The sequence below is a fragment of the Mesorhizobium sp. M7A.F.Ca.CA.002.04.1.1 genome (assembly GCF_004022805.1).
Classification (GTDB): Bacteria; Pseudomonadota; Alphaproteobacteria; order Rhizobiales; family Rhizobiaceae; genus Mesorhizobium; species Mesorhizobium ciceri.
The window spans coordinates 1-6,310 of the sequence record NZ_RZPL01000306.1; the positions used below are offsets into that span (position 1 = coordinate 1).

The following is a 6,310-nucleotide window of genomic DNA, read 5'->3' on the forward strand; positions in this document are numbered from 1 at the left end:
GTCCTCGGTGATGGTGCCTGGTGTCACCAGCCGCACCACATCGCGGCGCACCACCGATTTGCCGCCGCGTTTCTTCGCCTCGGCCGGATCCTCGATCTGTTCGCAGACGGCAACGCGGAAACCCTGGCCGATCAGCTTCTGCAGATAGTCGTCAGCAGCATGCACCGGCACACCGCACATCGGAATGTCGAGCCCTTGATACTTGCCGCGCTTGGTCAAGACGATGCCCAGCGCCCGGCTTGCCTTCTCGGCATCGTCGAAGAACAGTTCGTAGAAATCGCCCATGCGATAGAACAGCAGCGAATCCGGGTTTGCCGCCTTGATCTCGATGAATTGCTCGATCATCGGCGTGGCGCCGGCGTGGGCGGTCGGCACCGGCGTCATCGCCTCGGGGGCGTCTGGCTCGTTCGGGCTGTGCATGTTCATGCGCCGCACGCTAGCAGATGTGATCGCGCGGTTTAATGCCGGGGCTTCGAAAAACAGGGGACGACCGGGACGGCAGGATGCCCGCAATCGCGCGTACCAACCGCGATTCCGCACGCTGGCAGTTTACACGCGGCGGCGCGTGGTCTTAATTCGGTCCGACACAAAGCACCCGCTTCAACGAGGTGCTGCACCGGTGAGGAAATCAAGTACATCATGGCCAGGAAAACCGAGAACAGCGGTCCGTCCGTCAGTGCGCAGGAAGCGCTCGAATTCCACGCCATGGGTCGGCCGGGCAAGCTGGAGGTCGTCGCCACCAAGCCGATGGCGACGCAGCGCGACCTCAGCCTCGCCTATTCGCCTGGTGTCGCGGTTCCGGTCCTGGCCATCGCCGAAGACCCCTCGCGCGCCTTCGACTACACGACGCGCGGCAATATGGTCGCAGTCATCTCCAACGGCACAGCCATTCTCGGTCTCGGCAATCTCGGCGCGCTGGCCTCCAAGCCGGTGATGGAGGGCAAGGCGGTGCTGTTCAAGCGCTTCGCCGATGTCGATTCCATCGACCTCGAGGTCGACACCGAGGACGCCGACGAGTTCATCAACTGCGTGCGTTTCCTCGGGCCCTCCTTCGGCGGCATCAATCTCGAGGACATCAAGGCGCCGGAATGCTTCATCATCGAGCAGCGGCTGCGCGAATTGATGGACATCCCGGTCTTCCATGACGACCAGCACGGCACCGCGATCATCTCCGCCGCCGGCCTGATCAACGCGCTGGAGATCACCGGCCGTGACATGAAGACCACGAAAATGGTCTGCAACGGCGCCGGCGCCGCCGGCATCGCCTGCATCGAGCTGATGAAGGCGATGGGCTTTTCGCCGGAAAACATCATCCTATGCGACACCAAGGGCGTGGTTTTCCAGGGCCGCACCGAAGGCATGAACCAGTGGAAGTCGGCGCATGCGGTGAAGACCGAGGCGCGCAGCCTCGCCGAGGCGCTCGACGGCGCCGACGTCTTCCTCGGCCTCTCCGCCAAGGGCGCGCTGACCACCGCCATGGTGCAGTCGATGGCCAAGAACCCGATCATCTTCGCCATGGCCAATCCCGATCCGGAAATCACGCCGGAGGAAGTGGCCGAGATCCGCACCGACGCCATCATGGCCACCGGCCGTTCGGACTATCCGAACCAGGTCAACAACGTGCTCGGCTTCCCCTATATCTTCCGCGGCGCGCTGGATGTCAGGGCAACCACCATCAATGACGACATGAAGATCGCCGCCGCCCAGGCGCTGGCGGCACTGGCGCGCCAGGACGTGCCCGACGACGTCGCCGCCGCCTATCAGGGTAATCGGCCGAAATTCGGCCCCAACTACATCATCCCGGTGCCGTTCGACCCGCGCCTGATCTCGGCCATTCCGATTGCGGTCGCCAAGGCGGCGATGGATTCAGGCGTCGCCCGCAAGCCGATCCTTGACCTCGACCGTTACGCGCAGGAACTGTCGGCCCGCCGCGACCCGATCGCCTCGACCCTGCAGCGCATCTACGACCGCGTGCGCCGCCAGCCCAAGCGCATCGTCTTCGCCGAGGGCGAGGAGGAACAGGTCATGCGCGCCGCCGTCTCCTATGTGAACCAGAAGCTCGGCACCGCCATCCTGCTCGGCCGCGACGACGTCATCAAGGAAAACGCCAAGCACGCCGGCATCGATCTCAACAAGCAAGGCATCGAGATCATCAATGCAAGGCTGTCGCGCCGCAACGGCATCTACACCGACTACCTCTACGAGCGCATGCAGCGCAAAGGCTTCCTGTTTCGCGACTGCCAGCGGCTGATCAACAACGATCGCAACCACTTTGCCGCCTGCATGGTGGCGCTGGGTGACGCCGACGGCATCGTCACCGGCGTCACCCGCAACTATTCGACCGCGCTCGACGACATCCGCCGCGTCATCGATGCCAAGCCCGGCCACCGCGTCATCGGCGTCTCGATCGTGCTGGCGCGGGGCAAGACCGTGCTGGTCGCCGACACCGCCGTGCACGATATGCCGAACGCCGAGCAGATCGCCGACATCGCCGAGGAGGCGGCAGGCTTTGCCCGCCGCATGGGTTATGAGCCGAGGCTCGCCATGCTCGCCTATTCCACCTTTGGCCATCCGCAGGGCGAACGCTCCGAGCGCGTCCAGGAAGCCGTGCGCATCCTCGACAAGCGCCGCGTCGATTTCGAATATGACGGCGAAATGGCCGCCGACGTCGCCCTCAACGCCCGCGCCATGGCGCAATATCCGTTCATCCGCCTGACCGGCCCGGCCAATGTGCTGATCATGCCGGCGTTCCACTCGGCCTCGATTTCGACCAAGATGTTGCAGGAACTCGGCGGCTCGACGGTGATCGGGCCGCTGCTGGTCGGCCTGAACAAGCCGGTTCAGATCGTGTCGCTGAATGCCAAGGACAGCGATATCGTCAACATGGCGGCGATCGCGGCGTACACGGCGGGGACTTGAGGGGCTGGCCTCAGCGGTGAGTCCGCGAGGCGTTCAGCCCGGCGCGAATACGCGCGCGGCCTCGACGACCTCGTCCACCTGATCCTGCCGCAGCAAGTCGATCGGGACGCGGCCGTCGAGCTGCGCCGAGGGCCGCGTCAGCCACAGCCATGCGAGCCTCGGATTGGTGATCAGGGATAGCACGTCGCGAATGCCTGCAACCGGCCGGCCGTCGACGAACTGCGCCAGCGGGAAGACATGTTTGCGGCCGCCCTTGCGCAAGGCGATGACCTCACCCCGCCGCTGCCAGCGGTGCAGGGTCGAGCGGGCGATGCGCAGATGCTCTTCCAGATAGGTCGAACCGGCGACGCGGCCGGCCCAGTCCTCGATCAGCATCGATTCGAGATCGTCGGACTTTGGCAGCGAAGGAGGCTCGACATCGGCCAACGGGGTCGTCGGCGGATTTGTCACGCCGGCAATACCGGCTTCGCTGCGGCGCGCGGCTTCCGCCGCCAGCGCGCGCACGAATTTCGACGCCAGGCCGGGCAGGTCGGCATGGATGGCGTCGATGGCGCGCCGGTGCTTCGGTGACAGCAAGGTGACGGCGGACGCTATGCTGCCGGCGATCTTGCCGACCGAGACCATGGTGGGCTTGTTGATGGCCTCGTCATAGTGGGCAAGTGCACGTTCGACGTCTTCCGCGACCATCTCCGCGAAGTCGTCCTGCTTGAGGCCCTGGATTTGAAATCTGTTCATGCATCTGTCTTCTGGCCGCGCGCTCCCCCTCAGCTGCGGCCGATTGTTGAACTTCTAGTGCGGAAAACGGAAATCGCGGCGGCAACGAATCCTGCCGCCCGACAGCATGCTGTCCAGCATTTCTTGACACCCCAACTGACTGAGGGCGCACCGAAATGTCAGTCGCGGGACGCCCAGATTGCGTGTAGGTGCGATGTATGACAACTGCGCGACGGTGAGGGGCGGCAGCTTGACGGTTGTTAAAGCAATCCCGCCTGCTCAGCCTCGCGGCGCAGATTCTGCCGGGGCCTGGGGCCGATCTGCTGGATCACCAATCCGGCTGCCAGTGAGCCAAGGTCGCCGCAAGTCTGCAGGTCGCGGCCTTGCGTGTAGCCATGCAGGAAGCCGGCGGCATAGAGATCGCCGGCGCCCGTCGTGTCGACCAGTTCCTTGATGGCGGTCGCCTTGATCACCACGGTCTCGTCGCCGCGCACGATCACCGAGCCTTTTTCCGAGCGGGTGACGGCGGCGATCCGGCAATCCTTGCGGATCTGGGCCAGCGCCTCGTCGAACGACGATGTCTGGTAGAGCGACTTGATCTCGTGGCTGTTGGCAAAGACGATGTCGACCGTGCCCGAACGCATCAGCTCGAGGAATTCGTCGCGGTAGCGGTCGACGCAGAACGAATCCGACAGCGTCATCGACACTTCGCGGCCTGCTGCGTGCGCCAGCTTCGCCGTCTGGCGGATCGCTTCCTTGGCGCGCGGCGGGTCCCACAGATAGCCTTCGAAATAGGTGACCTTGGCGCCAGAAGCCTTATCGGCCTCGACATCCTCCGGCCCAAGCTCGACGCAGGCGCCGAGATAGGTGTTCATCGAACGCTCGCCGTCAGGGGTGACGAAGATCATCGACCGCGCCGTCGGCGGCTCGCCCTTGAGCGGCGTGGTGTCGAAGGCGACGCCCTGTGCATGGATGTCGTGGGCGTAGATTTCGCCCAGCGCATCGTTGGAGACCTTGCCGAAGAAGGCGGCGCGGCCGCCGAAGCTGGCGACGCCGGCCGCCGTGTTGCCGGCGCTGCCGCCGGACGCCTCGATCGCCGGGCCCATGCGGCTGTAGAGCAGTTCGGCGCGTTGTGTGTCGATGAGGTTCATCGCGCCCTTGATGATGCCGTTGGTCTCGAGGAATTCCTCGTCGCACTGGGCGATGATGTCGACAATGGCATTGCCGATGCAAAGCACGTCATAATCCGGCATCAAAATCTCCGCCAAAAACCCGAGCCGGCTTCTTGCCACGCCGGCCCGGCGCGGGTCTAGCGATTTGAAACCGGTTTGCCTAGGGCGTGACACGCAACTTTGGCGGAACAGGCAAAGGGGCATCAGCCGCGAGGCGCTATGACAATTCGACCGTGGCCGAAGCATTTCATCGCCGCACCGCCTATAAGCCTGGATCAGACGATCCCGCTTCGAAGGCGAGCCAGCCCCCAATGTCTACAAAAAGCATGTCGACGAAGAACGAGCCTGCAAAAAACGATCTGACCACCGACCTGGTACTGCTCGTCGTGCTGGCAGTGCTCTGGGGCGCCTCCTACACCTTCATCAAGATCGGCGTCGAAACCATCCCGCCGGTCACCTTCATTGCCGCCCGCACCCTGATCGCCGGCGGCATCCTGTTGGCCATCATCCGCTGGCGCGGGCTCGCCTTGCCGGGCGATGCTGCAAGCTGGCGCCGCTTCGCCTTCCAGGCCTGCCTCAACAGCGTTATTCCGTTCACCCTGATCGCCGCGGCCGAACGCTCGGTCGATGCCGGCCTCGCCACCATCCTCAACGCGACCTCACCGATCTTCACCTTCCTCTTGACCGCGCTCATCACCCGCCACGAGCCGGTCACCTTGCGCAAACTGATCGGTGTGGGCGCCGGCATTGCCGGCATCTGCCTCATTATCGGCACGCAGGCGCTGGGTGGCCTCGGTCATGAATTGTGGGCGCAATTGGCAATCGTCGCCGCGACGGTCTGCTATGCCGGGGCCGCCATTTTCGGCCGCGGTTTCAAGGGCCTCGACCCAATGCTACCGGCCGCCGGTTCCATGCTGTGCGGCGCCGTCATCCTCGTGCCGCTCAGTCTGGTGTTCGACCAGCCGTGGACGCTGGCGCCATCGACCGCGTCGATCCTGGCCCTGCTCGGCCTGTCGGTCTTTTCCACCGCGCTGGCCTTCGTTATCTATTTCCGCCTCATCCACACGCTGGGTTCGGTCGGCACCACCTCGCAGGCCTATCTGCGCGTGCCGATCGGCGTCGGCATCGGCGCTCTCTTCCTCGGCGAAAGTCTTGGTTCGACGGCATGGCTGGGCATGGGTTTTGTCGTGGCCGGGGTCGCTGCCATGACCATCCCGGTTCGAAAGCCGGCGTTTGCGCGGTAAACGCCAGCCCGCTTGTGCTCATGGCCTGCGCTGCCTATCTCGGAAGCATCCGCCTTTTAGGCGGCGTCCGCTAACCGGGGGTGTGACAAGGTGATTTTCGACGCTGCCCGCGCTGCGGCCCTCGAGCTGATTTCGCCTCCCTTCCGGGCCGTGTTCGTCAAGACGCTGGGCTTGACCGTGCTGGCACTGGTGGCTCTGTGGTTCGGCCTGACCAGCCTCGTCGAGTGGCTGGCGCTGCCGTGGCTGCAGACGCTGTTGCCC

Annotated in this window: 4 protein-coding genes and 2 pseudogenes; 3 read left to right on the plus strand and 3 right to left on the minus strand. The window is 64.5% G+C overall.

All coding sequences use genetic code 11. From position 1 onward, the window contains the following. A pseudogene (locus ENZ75_RS17090) lies at positions 1-426 on the minus strand (DNA mismatch repair protein MutS); the annotation flags it as partial. Positions 427-639: 213 nt separating this feature from the next. Between ENZ75_RS17090 and ENZ75_RS17095 the strand changes: the two are divergent. Next, entirely contained in the window at positions 640-2,919 is a 2,280-nt protein-coding gene (locus ENZ75_RS17095) for an NADP-dependent malic enzyme (protein ID WP_024501796.1), read from the plus strand. A gap of 33 nt (positions 2,920-2,952) precedes the next feature. Here the strand turns inward: ENZ75_RS17095 and ENZ75_RS17100 are convergent, their stop codons facing one another. Both ENZ75_RS17100 and ENZ75_RS17105 read right to left on the minus strand, forming a co-directional pair. Continuing rightward, entirely contained in the window at positions 2,953-3,654 is a 702-nt protein-coding gene (locus tag ENZ75_RS17100) for an antitoxin Xre/MbcA/ParS toxin-binding domain-containing protein (protein WP_063169907.1), read from the minus strand. A 239-nt stretch (positions 3,655-3,893) separates the two neighbouring features. Next, positions 3,894-4,886 (minus strand): adenosine kinase, encoded by a 993-nt coding sequence (locus ENZ75_RS17105; protein WP_013528052.1) that lies wholly within the window; start codon positions 4,884-4,886, stop codon positions 3,894-3,896. A 230-nt stretch (positions 4,887-5,116) separates the two neighbouring features. On the opposite strand from ENZ75_RS17105, the gene ENZ75_RS17110 reads away from it, so the two are divergent. Beyond that, the gene (locus ENZ75_RS17110) at positions 5,117-6,049 is read left to right on the plus strand and encodes an EamA family transporter (RefSeq protein WP_050580561.1); all 933 of its coding nucleotides are present in this window, start codon (positions 5,117-5,119) and stop codon (positions 6,047-6,049) included. A 90-nt stretch (positions 6,050-6,139) separates the two neighbouring features. Next, positions 6,140-6,310, plus strand: a pseudogene (locus tag ENZ75_RS35140) (cysteine biosynthesis protein CysZ); the annotation flags it as partial.

Bases quoted from the DNA above. Each gene is read 5' to 3' on its own strand.
- ENZ75_RS17110 (WP_050580561.1), top strand. From the start codon at position 5,117: ATGTCTACAAAAAGCATGTCGACGAAGAACGAGCCTGCAAAAAACGAT.
- ENZ75_RS17105 (WP_013528052.1), bottom strand. From the start codon at position 4,886: ATGCCGGATTATGACGTGCTTTGCATCGGCAATGCCATTGTCGACATC.
- ENZ75_RS17095 (WP_024501796.1), top strand. From the start codon at position 640: ATGGCCAGGAAAACCGAGAACAGCGGTCCGTCCGTCAGTGCGCAGGAA.
- ENZ75_RS17100 (WP_063169907.1), bottom strand. From the start codon at position 3,654: ATGAACAGATTTCAAATCCAGGGCCTCAAGCAGGACGACTTCGCGGAG.